Below are 16,805 nucleotides of genomic sequence, written 5' to 3' on the forward strand. Positions count from 1 at the left end.
AAAGAGGATTTTTATTAATTAGTTGTTAAAAATAAATATACCAACAAAGGGCAAATATAGTTTATTATTATGGAATAATATTTTTTTTCTTAAAGGAGATTTTTAATGAATTTTTCTGCCAAACAAATTGTCTTTATTAGTTTTATGCTTTTTTCAATGTTTTTCGGTGCAGGTAACCTTATATTTCCACCTTTTTTGGGGCAATCAGCGGGTACTCATCTTTGGACAGCTCTTGCTGGTTTTATAGTTTCAGCTGTTGGACTACCTATTTTAGGCGTTATAGCGGTTGCAAAGGCAGGAAGCTTTAACGAGCTAAACCAAAGGGTTCATCCTTTTTTTGCTTTCATTTTCCCATTTTTGATTTATATCGCTATCGGACCTGGACTAGCTATTCCTCGTGCAGGGAGTCTTGCGTTTGAAATGGGGTTAGCTCCTTTTTTGCCAGGACATTTAGTAGGCAACCCTGTTTCTTTGTTAGTGTATAGCATCATCTTTTTTGGATTAGTGGCATGGTTGTGTATGTTTCCGTCGAAACTTATTGACCTTTTCGGGAAATTATTGACTCCTATTCTTTTAGCTTTAATTACGATTATTTTTATAAAGAGCTTAATTGACCCAATGGGTACATTTGCAGTACCGAAGGGAAATTATGAGACAAACCCTGTATTTCAAGGGGTGTTAGATGGTTATTTAACTATGGATGCACTTGCTGCTTTAGCTTTTGGTATCGTGATTGCAAACACATTAAAAGCACAAGGTGTCCACGACAACAAAAAAAGATCTTTATACATGATGTACGCAGGATTAGGTGCTGGATTGCTGCTAACCGTGATTTATCTAATATTGGGGTATTTAGGGGCAGCAAGTTCGTCTTTAGGACAAACGGAAAATGGGGCACAAATATTGTCCAATGTAATGACTCACTTATTTGGTCAAAGCGGCACCTTAATTTTAGGCTTAGTCTTTACAATTGCATGTTTCTGCGTGTCAATTGGTTTAGTTACTTCCTGCAGTCAATTTTTCGCAAATGCCATACCAAAAATAGATTATAAGAAGTGGGTTATTATCTTATCTGTTCTGAGTACCGCCATTGCAAATTTAGGATTAACGCAAATATTACAGATTTCCGTTCCGATACTTGGGATGATCTACCCGTTGGCGATCGTAATTATCTTTTTAGGCCTCATCGATGATTTTATTAAAAGATATCCGCAGATTTATATCTATGTTGTAAGTTTTGTTGCCCTTTTTAGTATCATAGATACGATTAATAAAACTTTCCTTGCAAATAAATGGAATGGGGTACTTGATATTCTTCCTTTTTACATGGAAGGACTTGGGTGGATTATTCCTGCCCTTATCGGTTTAGTAGTAGGATTTCTTTTTGGAATGTTTAGGGGAACCTCTTCGGAAGATACAATAACCCAATAACGGTTAAATCTTCTTCATAGGATGAACAAGAAAAAACACGGCTAGTGATCAGTCGTGTTTTTCTTATATTAAAAATCGGAAAAGTTCCGATTGAGGTTATTGACGACTGATAGTGAGAAAAAAGGAAGGTTACTATAGTCAATAGGGGTTATTGACGACCGAAAGTTAACCGGCACCCTTTTACAAAAATCTACGATTGTTTTTTATCAGTTTTCTTCTCACTTAGAGCACGATAAATTTGCGTATACATACTGCCTTGAACAATATTTTGTAGGAAAAAGTCTCCAATAAGCTTTAAGTATTCCTCATCCTCAAACATTTTTTTGTTTTGTAATTCCATTTCAGCTAAGCCTTCATATTTGGTAAGTAGTGCGTATGTATGATCCTCACCTGAAACGGGTGTTAAGATCTCCACATTTTGATCATAATTCTCATTTCTGAATGTTTTTAGTTCCTTTAAATTTTCAATACCTTCTTTAAATTTATCCTGTTTGATCTCAAATGTCTGATACACAAAAATTGCCACTGGCAGCATCCCCTAGATTTTATTTTACAAACCTATCATTACATTTCCCTCAGATACTAAATTTATTCTTCATCAATGCTCTTTCATTAAAGCTGTAGGTTCCACGTTGGAAATGGAAATATTTCGTTCCACTTAAAAATCTCCTCTGGAGAATAATATCAATAGAAAACCTAGATATGAAAGGATTAGGTGGAAAAATGGAATCATACAAACCAGGACAAATCGTCCATATAATTATTCGGAACCCGCATGCACAGGATGTAGCCAATATCCAAGAAGCCGCAGTTGTGCAGAATCCTGAGAACCCTGATCAACTAGCACTTTTTGTCTACGAAACCTATTACCCCTTAACAGATGAAATTGCTGTCTATTCGTCGGCAAATGAGGCGGAATCTGCTTATCAGGAGGTGTTTGGAATGGCAGAGATGGGGGATTATTATGGTTAAGCCTTTTGTTCCTCAACTCGTTTACGTTGAACCAAGTGCACTGGAATATCCACTTGGGAAAGAGTTAATTGCCAAATTTGAACATATGGGCATTGAAATAAGGGAAACAACTTCACACAATCAAATAAGAAATTTACCTGGGGATAATGACTTTCAAAAATACCGCACCGCCAAATCCACGTTGGTCATTGGGGTAAGGAAAACATTAAAGTTTGATACCTCCAAACCATCTGCAGAATATGCCATCCCGTTTGTGACAGGATGTATGGGCCATTGCCATTATTGCTATTTACAGACAACTATGGGCAGTAAACCTTATATTCGTACCTATGTCAATCTTGAAGATATTTTTGAGGCTGCAGAGAATTACATGAAAGAACGTGCACCTGAACCAACCAGGTTTGAAGCCTCCTGTACATCCGATATCGTAGGCGTTGACCATTTGACCCATACATTAAAAAAGGCGATAGAGTTTTTCGGACAGTCTGAATATGGCAAGCTCCGCTTTGTCACTAAATTTGCCCATGTAGACCATTTGCTTGATGCTAAACACAATGGAAAAACTCGTTTTCGCTTTAGTGTCAATGACGATTATATTATCAAGAACTTTGAACCGGGAACATCAAGACTGCCCGATAGAATAGAGGCAGCAGGTAAAGTGGCAGGCGCTGGGTTTCCTTTAGGTTTCATTATTGCCCCGATATATCTGCACGAGGGATGGAAGGAAGGATATAAAGAAATGTTAGAAAAGCTGGAGGCGGAACTTCCGGAGTCGGCTAAACAGGATTTAACCTTTGAAATGATTCAGCATCGTTTTACAAAACCAGCTAAGCGTGTGATTCAAAAAAATTACCCGATGACAAAACTTGAATTAGATGAGACCAAACGTAAATGGAAATGGGGACGCTACGGGATTGGTAAATTCGTCTATACGAATGAAGAGCAAGAAGATATAAAAGATACTCTTGGCAGATATATTAACACCTATTTTCCGCAAGCAAAAATAGAATATTTCACATAGAAAAAGAGGGATTCAATTTGAATCCCTCTTCATCTTATGATTCAGTTGCATCTCGATTAAACGATGTCACTTGTTGTTCGCCGCTCTCATTAAGTTCGCTATCTCGTTTTATACGACCTTTGCCAACAGCAAGAGCCACAAAAACCCCCACTGCGATAAAAATGAGCCCTGTCAAGAAAACCGTAGAAAAAGAATCGGACCAGGCAATTTGAATAGCATGAATCACGCTATTTTGGATTTCTTCTGGCATTTTTAGAAGACTTGGATTAAGCAGCAAACTGAATAGAGAATCCGTTTTTTCTGAAAGAGCTTGTAATGCTTTATGAGCTATTGGATTTTCAGCATCATTAGCTGCAGTAACCATTTCTCCTTTAAGTGTGTGATTCATGATAGAATTTAAAACGGTAATCCCAATTGTTCCACCTATGGAGCGAAAGAAGGTGGAAGCTGATGTAACAGTTCCCAGTTGGGATTTTGGAAATTCATTTTGAATCGCAATCATTAATGTAGGCATCACTAAGCCCATCCCTAAACCAAGAACAACCATATATGCATAAGCAGTGTATTCGTTTGAATCGATGCCCATTGTACTCATTAAAAAGAATCCTAAAGCACCAAGCAGCATACCTGCTGTTAGTACAGAGCGAAAGCTAAATCTTAGTAATAGTTGCCCGCCAATTATACTTGCAGCAATCATAGCAATCATCATTGGAGTCATAGTAGTACCAGCCTGGGTTGGTGAAACGCCAAGAATACCTTGCATGTACATAGGTACGAACATAATGGCCCCAAACATACCAAGCCCAAGTAAAAATCCTAAAGCATTCATCGTTGCAAATGTTCGGTTTTTAAAAAATGAAAGATCCAAAATTGGTTCAATAGCTTTTCGTTCAATGAAACCGAAAATGATAAGCAGCATAATGGAACCACCGAAAATAAGGAAAGATGAGGTTGAGGCCCATTCAAATTTATCCCCGCCGAATGTCAAACCTAACAATAATAGGACAATGGCAGGAATTAATGTGATAATCCCTAAATAATCAATATTAACTTTGCCTTTACTTGCAACTGTTTCGTGTTTGAATCCTATAAAGATTAAGATAGCGGAAAGTAGTCCAAAGGGAACGTTAATCAGGAATATCCAGTGCCAGCTAATGCTATCGACAATTAATCCACCTAAGAAAGGACCGATAACTGAACTTAAACCAAAAAGTCCACCAAAAATTCCTTGCCACTTGGCCCGTTGTTCAGCAGTAAAGATGTCACCAATGATAGTCTGAGACAGGGGCATGATCATCCCGCCGCCGATCCCTTGAAGACCTCTATAGATAACTAACTGTTCCATTGATGTTGCAGTTGCACACAGACCTGAACCAATAATAAAAATAATCGTTCCGATTAAATAGAGGAACCTTCTACCGTACAAGTCAGATAGTTTCCCAACGATTGGGACAACCGTTGTCGATGTGATCATATAGGCGGTAGTAACCCATGCAAAAATGGTAAAGCCATTTAATTCTGAAATAATCGTAGGCATGGCTGTTCCTACGATGGTTTGTTCTAAAGCACTGAAAAACATACCAATAATTAAACCGGTAATGATTAATTTTGTGTTTATCTGTTTTTCTTCTATCTCCATATCGTTTTCTCCTATCTGGATGCTATTAATTAAGTACCGTCATAAAATATACAATAAAACTGGCTGGTCAGTCAATAATTTTTATAGTAAAGGATAGTTGAAACATATCCTCTATATGTCAAAGTCATAAAAATCAGCAATTTCCTTGGTGTATTTTTCAAGTGTTGGAATTCCTTTAAAGTTAGAAAGCATCCCTTTAATGACAGGAAGACGAGGGCTCTGTTTACTCATTTCCTCTTCAAGGACATCCAATGAAATTTCCAACGCTTCTCTATTTTCCATTTGATCGATTTCATTTCTCATCTTTTCAACAATATTATTTAGATTTACAGGTTCAAAAAATTGCTTAGAGTTTTTGATAATGTTTCCCAGCTTTTCCTCAGTTAAGAAGGGTTCTTCGTTTGAAATATCTTTTACGATACTATCCATCCTTCGCATCAAAAAGTGGGATAACTCTTCAATATCAAACTCCGCTGGTTCCATTATCAATAACCCTACATACGATTGAAACAACCCTTCAAGAATAAATGCCAGATCAATTGAGAAAGGCTCTGTGTTTGATCCATAAATAGAAACTAATCCTTTACGATATAATAAATGAGATTCAAAGCGCTTTTTGAAAAAAAGTTTCTTAATTTCTTCATTTCTTGGGATGGCTTGTTCTTTGGAGAGCATGATTAAAAACTCTTTATGTCCAATAAAGGTTCCGAAAAAAGCAGTGAGTTGCTTGATGAATTTTTCTCGGGGAGATAAACCCTGGTTTTCAAAATCTAACAGACTTGAATCGATGGTCTCGAATATATATTCCAATATTGCGAGTAATAAATCATCCTTTGACTTAAAATGCAGGTAGAAAGCTCCTTTAGAAATACCGCTTTCTGTTGCAATTTCTTGTATTGAAGTAGAGGAAAAACCTTTTTGAGCAAAAAGCTTCATCCCTGATTTTATGATTACTTTCTCCTTTTCCGTCAAAATAAACCCTCCATTAATTGATGTTCCTATTTTAAAAATTTATTATCATTGACTTATGACCTATTGGTCAGTATTATTATGTCTAATGTGACCGTATAGTCAATCCTATTCCAATCAAACCAAAATGTCAACAAGGTAAAAGAAGGAGCGAAATATGAAGAAAATCATTCAGTTTTCATTGAAGAACAAATTTGCCGTATGGCTGTTAACCATTATTATTACAATTGCTGGATTGTATTCTGGGATGAACATGAAACTAGAAACCATTCCTAATATCAGTACCCCGCTTGTTTCAATAATGGCTGTTTATCCAGGTGCAACACCTGAACAAGTAGCAGAGAAAGTTACTGAACCGATTGAAAAGCGTGTGGAGAATTTAGACGGGGTTTCTGTTGTTAGTTCCTCTTCGTTTCAAAATGCTTCATCTATACAAATAGAATACAATTTTGATAAAGATATGGAAAAAGCTCAAAATGAAGTAAAAGAAGCATTAAGCAATTTAGAACTTCCTGATGGAGTGGAGGCACCAAAAGTTTCCCGGATGAGTTTCTCAAGCTTTCCAGTCATGTCCTTAAGTATTACAAATTCAGACCAATCTTTGGCAGAATTAACAAAAACAGCTGAAGAGGAGATCATTCCAGAACTTGAGGGTGTTGAAGGAGTATCAACCGTTCAAATATCAGGTCAACAAGTTGACGAAGTTCAATTGAAATTTGATGAAACTAAATTAAAGAAATATGGTTTAACCCAAGAAACAATTAAGAATTTAATTAAAGCTACAGACGTTAAGTTTCCATTAGGTTTATACACATTTAAAGATACGCAAAAGTCAGTTGTCATTGATGGGAATGTGACATCGATCGATGACCTAAAAGCAATAAAAATTCCCGTAGTCCCATCTACAGGTGCACCACAGCAAGGAATGACGGGTGGTCAACAAAGTCAGGTACAACAAGGTATGACAAGCGGCCAAGTTAGCCAAGGCAATCAAACAGCACAGGTACCAGCATCGATTCCTACTGTAGAACTTAAAGATATAGCAACAATTGAAGTAGTAGGGAAAGCCGAATCTATTTCCAGGACAAATGGTGAGGAATCAATCGGTGTGCAAATTACAAGTGCACAAGATGCAAATACAGTAGATGTTGTTAACGCAGTAAAAGAAAAACTAAGTGGTTTTGAAGCTAAGATTGATGGGTTAAAAGTTACGACGATTTTTGATCAAGGGAAACCTATCGAAGAATCAGTTGCAACAATGCTTAATAAAGCGATATTTGGTGCGATCTTTGCCATGATTATCATATTGCTTTTCTTAAGAAATTTTCGGACAACAATTATTTCAGTCATTTCTATTCCTTTATCGATATTAATAGCTATTTTACTTCTTAAACAAATGGATATTACGCTAAATATGATGACACTCGGGGCAATGACAGTTGCGATCGGTCGAGTTATTGATGATTCAATTGTTGTCATCGAAAATATATTTAGACGAATGTCTCTTAAGAATGAAACACTTAGTGGTAAGGAATTAATTGTGGCAGCCACTAGAGAAATGTTTATGCCGATCTTTTCTTCAACGATTGTAACAATTGCTGTTTTCCTTCCATTAGGATTAGTAAAAGGTCCTGTTGGGGAAATGTTCTTACCATTTGCATTAACGATCGTCTTCGCATTAATGGCATCTCTTTTAGTAGCGATTACGGTTGTTCCAATGATGGCTCATTCCTTATTTAAAAAAGGAATTTCATCGAAACAAGTGCATGTTGAAAATAAACCGGGTAAATTAGCTTCAAATTATAAAAAGGTTCTTAATTGGTCGTTAAATCATAAAATTATTACCTTTGGGTTAGCTATCTTACTGTTAGTTGGCAGCTTGTTCCTTGTACCGGTCATTGGGGTAAGTTTCCTTCCTTCTGATGAGCAGAAAATGGTTGTTGCCACATACAAACCGGCACCAGGCCAAACATTGGATGAAGTTGAGAGGATTGCAACAGAAGCAGAAGAATTTTTTGAGGAAAGAACAGGAGTAAAAACCATTCAGTTTTCTGTTGGCGGAGAAAATCCAATGAATCCAGGGCAAAGTAATTCTGCCATGTTTTTTGTTGAATATGACAAAGATACTAAAAACTTTTCACATGAAACCGAAAAGGTTATCAATGACCTAAAGAAACGAAAAGATAAAGGTGAATGGGCAAGCCAAGATTTCTCTGGCATGGGATCATCGAATGCTCTAACGTTTAACGTCTATGGTGACAATATGGATGAAATTGAACCAGTCGTGAACAATATATCGAAGATTTTTAAGAAAAACGAATCCCTTAGAAATGTGAAAACGAGTATCTCGGATACGTATGAAGAATACACATTAGTTCCTAATCAGGAAAAGTTAAGCCAATTAGGTCTTACTGCAGCACAGGTTGGAATGGGCCTAGCTGGAAATGGCCAACGTCAAGTATTGACAACGATTGAAAATAACAGCAAAGAAATGAAGGTCTATCTAGAGGTTGAGAAAGATGAATATGAAGATATTAATGAATTGACAGATAAAACGCTTCAATCCCCTTTGGGTATGACAGTTCCCATTAAGGATGTCGTCGACGTTAAAGTGGGAAACACTTCTGACACGATTACAAGGCGTGATGGTCGTATTTATGCAAGTGTAAGTGCAGAAATTACCACTAAAGATGTATCAAAAGTTTCGAAGGCTGTTCAAAAGAAAGTAGATACGTTAAAAATGCCATCGACCGTGGATATATCTGTAGGCGGAGTATCAGAAGATATTGCTGAATCCTTTACACAGTTAGGCCTAGCAATGCTTGCAGCCATTGCAATTGTTTATCTAGTTCTCGTTATTACATTTGGTGGAGGTTTAGCACCACTAGCGATTCTATTCTCGTTGCCATTTACCATTATCGGCGGGTTATTAGGATTATTGATCGCTGGCGAAACCTTAAGTGTTTCAGCAATGATTGGCGCCTTGATGTTAATTGGGATTGTTGTAACGAATGCAATCGTATTAATTGATCGTGTCATTCATAAAGAAAATGATGGATTATCGACACGAGAAGCCCTTCTTGAGGCAGCTGGGACACGTGTTCGCCCAATTCTTATGACAGCAATTGCGACAATTGGTGCACTTATACCACTAGCAATCGGTATGGAAGGAAGTGGACTAATTTCGAAGGGATTAGGTGTCACCGTTATCGGTGGACTGACAAGTTCTACCCTGCTTACATTAGTAATTGTGCCAATTGTCTATGAAACACTAATGAAAATGAAGCGAAAAGAAAAGAAGCAAGTAGAGAAAGTTCTATAAGTAAGCAACGGTAAAACTTATTGTTGATTTTGGCACCCTGTTGACCTTCGTTCCAGGCGCGAAGACTCCTGCGGGAGGACGGGGCAGGGGAGACCCCGCAGGAGCGCAGCGACGAGGAGACTCCCCGGACCGCCCGCGGACCGTACGCGCCTGGAACGGAAATCAACAGGCAAGTTTAACCGTGCCTATAAGTAAAATAAAATGAATAGAAACTGATTCTCCGTTAACGCAACATTAACGGTAGGATCAGTTTCTTATTTTTTTACAGAGTCCTTGACATTTAAAAAAAATGGAGTATAGTAATATTCTTGTGTTGCCTAATTTAATTATTTTTAAAATATTCATGGATTGTTCATATTTAAATGCTAAAATAGATGATAGACTATTGGGAACAGTATCCACCCATTATTTTTAAAATAATGACTGAAATTATATAATCATAGATTACAAGGCAGGTGCTATATGAATAACGTATTTCAAAGAGGTCAAAGTATTTTTAATAAATATGTTGGCTTTTTCTTTTTGACTGTATTTTTCCTATGGATGAAGACATATATCGTTCAATTAACGCAATTTGACTTAGGAATTGAAAATTCTCTTCAGAAGTTTCTATTATTTATAAATCCGCTCGGTTCTTCTTTACTTTTCTTAGGACTTTCTTTCTTTTTAAAAGGTAGAAAAAAGTATATTGGGCTGATTGTCATCGATTTTCTTTTATCGTTTCTATTATATGCGAATATTCTATTTTACCGATTTTTTAATGATTTTATTACCTTACCGACTCTAACGCAGACACAAAATTTTGGCGATGTAAGCGGAAGTGTGACGTCCCTATTAAAACCGTATGATTTTTTATTCTTCATTGATATCATTATTTTGGCTGCCTTACTTGTTTTACGGTTTGTGAAAATTGAGGCCAATGACATGAATCGCGGAAAAGTGGCTGCCTTATTTTCAATGGCGCTTGCTATTTCTAGTGCAAACCTAGCTTTAGCTGAAACAGACCGTCCTCAATTATTAACTAGAGGATTTGACCGAAACTATATCGTGAAATATTTAGGTATGTACAATTACACCATTTATGATGCCGTTCAAAGTACGAAAGCATCCGCTCAAAGGGTTATGGCGAGCAGTGATGATATTACTGAAGTCGTTAACTATACAAAATCGAATTATGCAAAGCCAAATCCAGCTTACTTTGGTGCTGGAAAAGGAATGAATGTAATCTATTTACATCTTGAATCAATGCAAAACTTCCTTATTAATTACAAGTTGAATGGGGAAGAAGTAACACCATTTTTAAATTCATTAACGAATGATCAAAATACACTTTACTTTGATAATTTCTTCCATCAAACAGGACAAGGTAAAACGTCGGATGCTGAATTTATGTTAGAAAATTCATTATATGGATTACCTCAAGGGTCAGCATATACGACAAAAGGTTTAAACACCTATGAGGCTGCTCCCGCAATACTAGGTCAGCAAGGCTATACGTCTGCTGTATTTCACGGGAATTCAGGAAGCTTCTGGAATCGTAATGAAATTTATACATCATTTGGTTTTAACAAGTTCTTTGATTCAAACTACTATCAAATAGATTCTAAAGATCTAGCTGAGTATGGACTGATGGATAAGCCATTTTATGAACAATCGATTCCACTTTTGGAATCTTTACCAGAGCCATTCTATACAAAATTTATTACCGTATCGAATCATTATCCGTACCCGATTAATGAAGAAGACGCAACGATTGCACCAGGTACAACGGGTGATAAATCGGTTGATGGGTATTTTCAAACTGCACGATATGCGGACGAAGCATTGAAGCAATTCTTTGACTATCTGAAAAAATCAGGTTTATATGATCGTTCCATTATTGTGATGTACGGGGACCATTATGGTATTTCAGAAAATCATAATAAAGCAATGGCACAGGTAATGGGAAAAGAAATTACACCATTTGAAAATAGTGGATTACAGCGCGTGCCATTATTTATTCGTGTCCCAGGAATGGAAGGTGGAGTAAACCACGAATACGGTGGTCAAATCGATCTTCTTCCAACTCTTCTTCACTTGCTTGGAACTGACACAAAAGAATATGTCCAATTTGGAACCGACCTATTATCTGAGCAGCATGATGATGTAGTTCCTTTCAGAAATGGAGGCTTTGTAAGTTCAACTATCACCTCTATTGATGGTAAGTACTATGATTCCAAAACGGGAATGAAATTAGATAAAGCTAAAACCGAAGAAGCTAAGAAAGATCAGAAAATCGTCGAATATAAATTAAAGCTATCAGATAAAGTTGTAAATGGAGATTTATTACGTTTCTACAAACCTGAAACGTTTATTCCTGTCGACCGTTCAAAATATAACTATAATCCCACGACTGATGTGGAACCCAATAAGAAGTAAAACAAAGAGGGCTGCCTAAGTAAATTTTCTTAGGCAGCCCTCTTTGTGCATTTCGTTTCTATTTCCTGAATCTTTTCTTGTAGATAGTAGGAAGATAAGATCATGGACTACTAGTGAAAGGTGGAGGAAATAGTGGGGAAGATTTTTCATATTTACCAAACAGATTGGAGAAATATATTTAGAGTTCCAATTGTAGTTTTGTTAATTGGGGCACTAATGATCCTGCCTTCTGCCTATGCATGGGTTAATATCAAATCGATGTGGGACCCTTACGGCAATACATCGGGGATTCGGGTGGCTGTTAGCAACGAGGATGAAGGAGCGGAAATTCGTGGGAAGAAATTTAATGTTGGAAATGATACTGTAAAAAGCCTAAAAAAGAATCACCAGCTTGGTTGGGTTTTTGTGAATCGGAGCGATGCACAGAGTGGCGTAGAGAAAGGGCATTACTATGCATATCTCATTATCCCAAAGGATTTTTCAAAGAAACTTACGAGTATTTTAGAAGTGAACCCCCAAAAACCAAACATAGAGTTCGCTGTTAACGAAAAAATCAATGCCGTGGCGCCGAAAATTGCAAACTCAGGGGCTTCGAGTGTTACGGCACAAATTAGCCAGGCGTTTATTAAAACGGTGGGAAATGAGATATTCTCTGTATTTTATAGAGCAGGTATTGAGCTTGAGCAAGCATTGCCTTCCATTCATAATGTTGAGAAACAAATCTTTGAATTGGAAAAAGCATTACCGCAGATTGAGGAAATGGGAAAAAAGGCGATTGAACTGGAGGAGAGGCTGCCCGAAATACAAGCAAAGGGACAGAAAATTATTGAGCTTGAACAAAGAATACCCGAAATCCAGCAGGCCGGCACCAGTATCTTGAAGGCTGAAGCTAGTTTGCCAATTATAAAGGACGCCGGAGACAAAGTGATTGTACTACAAGGGAAACTTACTGATATTCAGCGTACCACCGATATTATTTCAGAAGTAGTCTCGAATTTAAACGAGGTAGAAACGAAACTTAAACAAGCAATCCAAAGCGTTAAAGATACAAAACAGGTAGATACTACATCAAATCAACAGCAATTAGACCAATTGTACGAGGAGTTAGTGAAAATCCATAGTAGCATCCATGAAACTCGGATTGGCATTCAACAGAAAGTGGACGAAGCAACCCGGGTTATAAATTCAGCAGCCTTATTTTTTAAAAATGATTTGCCCAGGGTTGAACAGAAACTACATAAGGCGGCTGATTTTGTGCGGAATGATTTGCCAAAAGTGGAGGAAGACATTCGAAGAGCAAGGAACCTTGTTCAAACAAGGCTTCCCGAACTTGTAAAAGTTGTTCATAAAGCAGCGGACTTAGCTCGAAATGACTTACCAGGATTTGAAACTAAAATTAGAAGTGCGGCCGATAAAATCCGTAAGTTTGAAGGCAGTGTGAATATAAATGATTTAATCCAATTTCTTAAACATGATCCTCAAAAAGAAAGTAACTTTTTATCGAGCCCAATCCTATTGAAAACGAAAAGGTTATTTCCTATCCCGAATTATGGATCGGCGATGACCCCTTTTTATACGATGCTGGCTCTATGGGTCGGAGCCACTCTCCTGATTGCTTCCTTAAAAGTAGATGTCGATGACCCTGAGAATAGATACAAAAGCTACCAAATCTATTTAGGGAGGCTGCTAACATTTCTGACGATCGGCATCTTCCAAGCAGCCATTGTAGCTCTGGGTGATTTGTTTTTAATTCACACGTATGCTGTGGACAAACTTTGGTTTGTACTTTTAAGCATTTTTATCAGTATCGTGTTTGTTACGATTACGTATTCCTTATGTTCGGTGTTCGGAAATATTGGAAAAGGTTTAGCAATCCTTTTCTTAGTCCTGCAAATATCTAGTTCGGGAGCTACGTTTCCAGTTAGTTTGACCTCTTCCTTTTTTCAAAAATTAAACCCCTTTATGCCGTTTACGTATGCGGTAAGCATGCTCCGTGAAACGGTCGGTGGAATGATCAAAGAGGTGGTTTTTAAAGATATCCTTTCATTAATTGTCTTTGTATTCATTAGTTTTCTTGTAGCACTGATATTAAAAAAACCATTAAGCAAACGGATTCAACAAACAGCAGAAAAAGCAAGGACATCAAAGATTATTCCTTAGTTCAATTAATTACTGTGTAGGTTGTATATTTTTAAAACTAAGTAAAACACTATTAGTTATGGAGGTGGAGATTGTGGTAAGTGGCCAGCAAAATTTGAGTGTGTATAGTTTTCTATCTTCCTCGCTAATTGAAAACATTGCTTCTATTAAGTGCGTGTTCGAATCCTGTGAAGATCTGGAATATAAACACATGGACATTTCAAATGTTGAAGGATGTTTAATCTACCATCCAGGAATGGTCGACCTTCAATTGTTAACCGAAATCGAAAGTCATGTCGTAACCATCAATGAACATCACACCGTCAGTACAAAACAAACCAATCAAAATTTCATAAAAAAGAATTTTTTATCTATTAATGTTAAACATTCAAATAGTTTAAGTACAATCGTTGAACAGTTGTTATTAGGGAATACTATTTTATTGATTGATAATGAAGACCAGGCATATATGCTGCAAACGGCTAAATATACGGGCAGAGCCATAACGGAGGCTGTTACTGAACGAACTGTTCGCGGGCCGCGTGAGGGTTTTATCGAGGATTTAGACACAAACCTAGCGCTTGTACGTAAACGGATACGAACTCCACAATTAAAAGTAAAATTTCTAACCCTGGGTCGACAAACCAATACAAAAATAGGCATTTTATATATGGCCGGAATTGCTAGTGAGGAAATTGTCCAAGAAATAAAAGACCGGCTTTCCAAAATAGACATTGATGGAATATTAGAGAGTCAATATATTGAGTCTCTAATCCAAGATTCAAAGCGGTCTCCGTTCCCAACCATTTACAATACTGATCGTCCAGATAAAGTATGTGGGAGCTTACTTGATGGAAAGGTCGCCATTATCATTGATGGGTCTCCCTTTGTATTGACAGCACCTGCCCTTTTTGTGGAATTCCTCCACACCAGTCAGGATTATTACGATAGTTCGCTAGCTGCAACAATGGTTCGTTGGGTCCGATTTTTGGGGCTTTTTGTAACCTTAATCCTTCCTGCTTTTTATGTAGCATTGACCACCTTTCATCCCGATTTATTACAAACAACACTTCTATTGAGAATTGCTGGGAGCCGTGAAGGTCTTCCATATCCCGTTTTAATTGAAGCGATCTTTATGGTCATGACTTACGAACTGATTCGGGAAGCTGGCTTGCGAATGCCTAAAACGTTTGGGAGTCCAATAATAATCACTCTTGCTTTAGTTATCGTTGGCCAAGCAGCCGTGCAGGCTGGAATTATTGGGCCAGTTTTAAGCATTGTTGTTTCGATCACAGCGTTAACATCATTTATTATGCCAAACTATGCGTTTCACCAAATAATTAGAATGTTAGGCATTCCCTTGCTTATTTTGGCTGGTTTTTTTGGATTCATGGGTATCCTTATTGGTCTGATGTTCGGCTTAACCCATGTTATTAGTCTGCGTTCTTTCGGTGTTCCCTATTTTTCGCCAGTATCACCTGCATTCTATCAGGGCTGGAAGGATGTCTTTATTCGGGCTCCTTGGTGGGGAATGAAGTCGCGTATTCCAGGTATGAATATCAACAATTTCCACCGAAGTGGAGAGGCTTCTTCATCATCAGTAGGCAGTAAGGAGAAAAAGGATGAGTAATATCAGTAAGTTTAGATGTTTAATAATCATTGTTATTAATTCTTTTTTGCTTATTTCTTTAACAGGCTGCTGGAGCTCACATGAGGCAGAGGAAATTGCAGTCACTGATATCATGGGAATTGATATCAATGAAAAAGGAGAATATGAAATCACAGCATCCATTGTAAAGACTTACCAAATATTTTCGTTAACATCAAAAAATAATTCGGATGGAAAAGGTGAGAATTCTTTAATTATTTCTACAACCGGTAAAAGCATAGTCCAAGCTATTTCCAGATTATCTAGTTCAATCCCGAAAAGACTTTATTTTGGACACATGAATGTACTTGTTTTGGGAAACACTTTTGCTTCTAAGGAAAACTTGGAGCAAAGTTTAGATTATTTTAAAAGAGAAAATGATTTTCGTCCGAATTTGCAACTTTATGTAACAAAAGGGAAGGCAAAGGATATTATTACCACAAAACCAGAGTTAAAGCCAACACTTGGTTTGGAAATAAGAGGCATGTTTGCGACGAATCGGTATGCCACATCTTCAATGGTCAAAGACCTTAGTAAATTTTCAGAGGCATTAAGCAGTGTTTCAACGGAACCTTATACAGGGGTACTATCTACCTCAATTAAGAATGATGAATTATCTAAAACAGGAAAAGTGGAACCCATTGCAAAAGAAAGTAGTAAAAGTCTGATTCCTCAGGAAAGTAAAGAGGCTTCACTAAGTTTAAACGAAACAGCTGTGTTTAAAAATGGGAAATTAGTTGGATACTTGAATAAAGAGGAGACGAATGGCTTATTGTGGCTTAAAGGAGACCTAGTTAAAGATGTGATCGTTGCTCCTTGTGGAGATGGGCCAAGTGAAGGGAACACTAGTCTCACCATAAGAAAGGTAAACACCTCAATTTCACCCGAAAAGAATGATTCGAAGATTGTTTTTCATGTTGATATTCATGCCGACGGTGAAATCAGTGAGATAACCTGTTCAACCCCTTCTATTTCAAGTAATTATTTAGCTAACCTAAATCGCCAGGTTGAAGGAATAGTAAGAAAAGAAATAGATGATTTGTTTAGAAAGATTAAATATGACTGGAATACAGATATCATTGGCTTTGGTGACCAATTTAAACGGAAATATCCTGAAGATTGGAGGGGAATGGCTTCGTCATGGAAAAAGGATGGTTTTAAAGATACAGACATCGATATAAACATAGATTTTTCCATAACAAGATTCGGCTTACAAAAAGGAACTACATCAGAATAGAGGGAAAAA

At 37.2% G+C, this 16,805-nt stretch carries 11 protein-coding genes; 8 read left to right on the plus strand and 3 right to left on the minus strand.

Features of this window, described 5'->3' with window-relative positions:
• The first annotated feature begins 105 nt into the window (after positions 1-105).
• Complete coding sequence (brnQ, locus tag J7E63_RS00755) at positions 106-1,431, plus strand: branched-chain amino acid transport system II carrier protein (protein WP_215009872.1); 1,326 nt, start codon at positions 106-108, stop codon at positions 1,429-1,431.
• 190 nt (positions 1,432-1,621) lie between these two features.
• Here the strand turns inward: brnQ and J7E63_RS00760 are convergent, their stop codons facing one another.
• Positions 1,622-1,957: a hypothetical protein gene (locus tag J7E63_RS00760; protein ID WP_168243139.1), complete on the minus strand. Its 336-nt coding sequence runs from the start codon at positions 1,955-1,957 to the stop codon at positions 1,622-1,624.
• 197 nt (positions 1,958-2,154) lie between these two features.
• Between J7E63_RS00760 and J7E63_RS00765 the strand changes: the two genes are divergently transcribed.
• Both J7E63_RS00765 and splB read left to right on the plus strand, forming a co-directional pair.
• Positions 2,155-2,403, plus strand: a complete 249-nt coding sequence (locus tag J7E63_RS00765) for a transcriptional regulator SplA domain-containing protein (protein WP_215009873.1) — start codon at positions 2,155-2,157, stop codon at positions 2,401-2,403.
• Positions 2,396-3,424 carry a spore photoproduct lyase gene (gene splB / locus J7E63_RS00770; protein ID WP_215009874.1) on the plus strand — a complete coding sequence of 343 codons (1,029 nt, stop codon included), beginning with the start codon at positions 2,396-2,398 and terminating at the stop codon, positions 3,422-3,424. Before J7E63_RS00765 ends, splB begins: the two co-directional genes overlap by 8 nt.
• Positions 3,425-3,458: 34 nt before the next feature.
• Here splB and J7E63_RS00775 read toward each other — a convergent pair whose 3' ends face one another.
• Entirely contained in the window at positions 3,459-5,063 is a 1,605-nt protein-coding gene (locus J7E63_RS00775; RefSeq protein WP_215009875.1) for an MDR family MFS transporter, read from the minus strand.
• A gap of 111 nt (positions 5,064-5,174) precedes the next feature.
• Entirely contained in the window at positions 5,175-6,035 is an 861-nt protein-coding gene (locus tag J7E63_RS00780) for a TetR/AcrR family transcriptional regulator (RefSeq protein ID WP_215009876.1), read from the minus strand.
• Positions 6,036-6,189: 154 nt separating this feature from the next.
• Between J7E63_RS00780 and J7E63_RS00785 the strand changes: the two genes are divergently transcribed.
• The 5 genes from J7E63_RS00785 to J7E63_RS00805 all read left to right on the plus strand — a co-directional run bounded on the left by J7E63_RS00785 (position 6,190) and on the right by J7E63_RS00805 (position 16,796).
• Positions 6,190-9,354, plus strand: a complete 3,165-nt coding sequence (locus J7E63_RS00785; RefSeq protein ID WP_215009877.1) for an efflux RND transporter permease subunit — start codon at positions 6,190-6,192, stop codon at positions 9,352-9,354.
• A 462-nt stretch (positions 9,355-9,816) separates the two neighbouring features.
• The gene (ltaS, locus tag J7E63_RS00790) at positions 9,817-11,772 is read left to right on the plus strand and encodes a lipoteichoic acid synthase (protein ID WP_215009878.1); all 1,956 of its coding nucleotides are present in this window, start codon (positions 9,817-9,819) and stop codon (positions 11,770-11,772) included.
• A 132-nt stretch (positions 11,773-11,904) separates the two neighbouring features.
• Positions 11,905-13,932, plus strand: coding sequence for a YhgE/Pip domain-containing protein (locus J7E63_RS00795; RefSeq protein ID WP_215009879.1), 2,028 nt, complete (start codon positions 11,905-11,907; stop codon positions 13,930-13,932).
• 73 nt (positions 13,933-14,005) lie between these two features.
• Entirely contained in the window at positions 14,006-15,541 is a 1,536-nt protein-coding gene (locus J7E63_RS00800) for a spore germination protein (RefSeq protein WP_215009880.1), read from the plus strand.
• Positions 15,534-16,796, plus strand: a complete 1,263-nt coding sequence (locus tag J7E63_RS00805) for a Ger(x)C family spore germination protein (RefSeq protein ID WP_215009881.1) — start codon at positions 15,534-15,536, stop codon at positions 16,794-16,796. The genes J7E63_RS00800 and J7E63_RS00805 overlap by 8 nt, the downstream gene beginning before the upstream one ends.
• Positions 16,797-16,805: the final 9 nt, after the last annotated feature.

It is taken from the genome of Bacillus sp. ISL-75, from assembly GCF_018613095.1.

What these genes read in the sequence shown, in the direction of transcription:
- J7E63_RS00765 (WP_215009873.1), top strand. Translation starts at nt 2,155, where the DNA reads ATGGAATCATACAAACCAGGACAAATCGTCCATATAATTATTCGGAAC.
- J7E63_RS00775 (WP_215009875.1), bottom strand. Translation starts at nt 5,063, where the DNA reads ATGGAGATAGAAGAAAAACAGATAAACACAAAATTAATCATTACCGGT.
- J7E63_RS00805 (WP_215009881.1), top strand. Translation starts at nt 15,534, where the DNA reads ATGAGTAATATCAGTAAGTTTAGATGTTTAATAATCATTGTTATTAAT.
- brnQ (WP_215009872.1), top strand. Translation starts at nt 106, where the DNA reads ATGAATTTTTCTGCCAAACAAATTGTCTTTATTAGTTTTATGCTTTTT.
- splB (WP_215009874.1), top strand. Translation starts at nt 2,396, where the DNA reads ATGGTTAAGCCTTTTGTTCCTCAACTCGTTTACGTTGAACCAAGTGCA.
- J7E63_RS00785 (WP_215009877.1), top strand. Translation starts at nt 6,190, where the DNA reads ATGAAGAAAATCATTCAGTTTTCATTGAAGAACAAATTTGCCGTATGG.
- ltaS (WP_215009878.1), top strand. Translation starts at nt 9,817, where the DNA reads ATGAATAACGTATTTCAAAGAGGTCAAAGTATTTTTAATAAATATGTT.